At 60.9% G+C, this 1,855-nt stretch carries 2 protein-coding genes; both read right to left on the bottom strand.

Translation table 11 applies throughout. The annotated features are described in order from the left end of the window. On the bottom strand, window positions 1-405 hold a 405-nt coding region (locus DBR24_RS11355), incomplete at its 3' end, for an ABC transporter ATP-binding protein (RefSeq protein ID WP_146189018.1). Window positions 406-686: 281 nt separating this feature from the next. Then, window positions 687-1,838 (bottom strand): putative ABC transporter substrate-binding protein YdcS, encoded by a 1,152-nt coding sequence (ydcS, locus tag DBR24_RS11350; RefSeq protein ID WP_128614786.1) that lies wholly within the window; start codon window positions 1,836-1,838, stop codon window positions 687-689. Window positions 1,839-1,855 lie beyond the last annotated feature (17 nt).

Genomic DNA, 1,855 nt, shown 5'->3' with positions numbered 1-1,855 from the left:
CAACTGCACTGGCTTGCGTGCCCCGTAACCGCCGAGGGCGACCATGTCCAACGCCTCTTCAGCGCGTTTATGGCGCTCGGTTCTGCTCACGCCTTTGACCTTCAAACCGTAGGCGACGTTGTCCAGTACGTTCATGTGCGGGAACAGCGCGTAATCCTGGAATACGGTGTTGACGTCACGTTGGTACGGCGGCAGGCCAGCCGCCTCGGCGCCGTGGATGCGGATCGAGCCGGCGCTCGGTTGTTCGAAACCGGCAATCAGGCGCAGGCACGTGGTTTTGCCCGAGCCGGATGGGCCGAGCATGGAAAAGAACTCGCCGTCCTGGATGTCGATGGAAACCCGGCCAACGGCCTTCACTTCGCCGAACTGCCGGGAAACGTTGGTGAACTGGACTGCAAGCGTCATGGTGCGGTGCTCCAAAAAGGCGCGGGCCGTCGCAGCGGCCCTGCCTGGACTTCTGAAAAAACTGAAACATCTAACGGTGAATGCGATCTGCTCTTAGCGCCCTCATTCGGCGGGCGAGATGCGATCCGCTCTTAGCTCCCTCTCCCTCCGGGAGAGGGCGGGGGGTGAGGGTGGCTTTATTGGCCATTGCCCTTCAATCAAGAGCAAAGTCAAAAGCTACCCCCTCACCCCAGCCCTCTCCCCCAAGGGGGAAAGGAAGCTCGACCGAGGTGCTCCCGGGCTTAGCGCCCGCCCATGATCGCGATGTAGTCCTGAGTCCAGCGGCTATAAGGCACAAACTTGCCACCCTCAGCCTGTGGGGTTTTCCAGAAGGCGATCTTGTCGAACTGGTCGAAACCGTTGGTTTTACAACCTTCAGCGCCGAGCAATTCGCTCTCCTTGCACGCCGCTGGCACCGCTGGCAACGAACCAAACCACGCCGCCACATCACCCTGGACTTTCGGTTTCAACGACCAGTCCATCCACTTGTAGGCGCAGTTGGGGTGCTTGGCTTCGGCGTGCAGCATGGTGGTGTCGGCCCAGCCGGTGGCGCCTTCTTTCGGAATGGTCGAGGCGATCGGCTGCTTCTCGTTGATCAGACCGTTGACCTGATATGGCCAGGCGCTGGACGCGACCACGCCTTCGTTCTTGAAGTCGCTCATCTGCACCGTGGTGTCATGCCAGTAGCGGTGGATCAGCGGCTGCTGTGCGCGGAGTAGATCGAGCACAGCTTTGTACTGCGCTTCGGTGAGCTGGTATGGATCCTTGATCCCCAGTTCAGGCTTGGCGGTCTTCAGGTACAGCGCCGCGTCGGCAATGTAGATCGGCCCGTCATACGCCTGCACACGGCCCTTGTTTGGCTTGCCGTCGGGGAAGTTCTGCGCGTCGAACAGCACGTTCCAACTGGTCGGCGGTGTCTTGAACACGTTGGTGTTGTACATCAGCACGTTCGGGCCCCACTGGTACGGGGTGCCGTAGGTCTGCTTGTTGACCACGTACCACGGCGCATCTTTCAGGCGCGGGTCGATGGTGTTCCAGTTCGGGATCAACGCAGTGTTGATCGGTTGCACGCGCTTGCCGACGATCAACCGCAGCGACGCATCGCCCGACGCAGTGACCAGGTCGTAACCGCCCTTGGCCATCAGGCTGACCATTTCGTCAGAAGTGGCGGCGGTCTTCACGTTGACCTTGCAGCCGGTTTCCTGCTCGAAACCGGTCACCCAGTCGTAGGCCTTGTCGCTTTCGCCACGTTCGATGTAACCCGGCCACGCCACGATATCCAGCTGACCTTCGCCGGCGCCGACGGCCTTCAGCGGCTCGGCGGCTTGCAGGCTGGCGCTGGCCAGCAAAGCCGTGGTGATTGCACTGAACAGTGCGGTCTTGTGCACGAACATGGGACACACCTCTTTGT

The sequence above is a fragment of the Pseudomonas sp. HMWF006 genome (assembly GCF_003061205.1).
GTDB lineage: Bacteria > Pseudomonadota > Gammaproteobacteria > Pseudomonadales > Pseudomonadaceae > Aquipseudomonas > Aquipseudomonas monsensis.
The sequence above is the reverse complement of the archived record's forward strand: the minus strand, read 5'-3'. Positions and strand labels throughout refer to the sequence as shown.

Coding starts and splice junctions, on each gene's coding strand:
- ydcS (WP_128614786.1), bottom strand. CDS start 1,838: ATGTTCGTGCACAAGACCGCACTGTTCAGTGCAATCACCACGGCTTTG.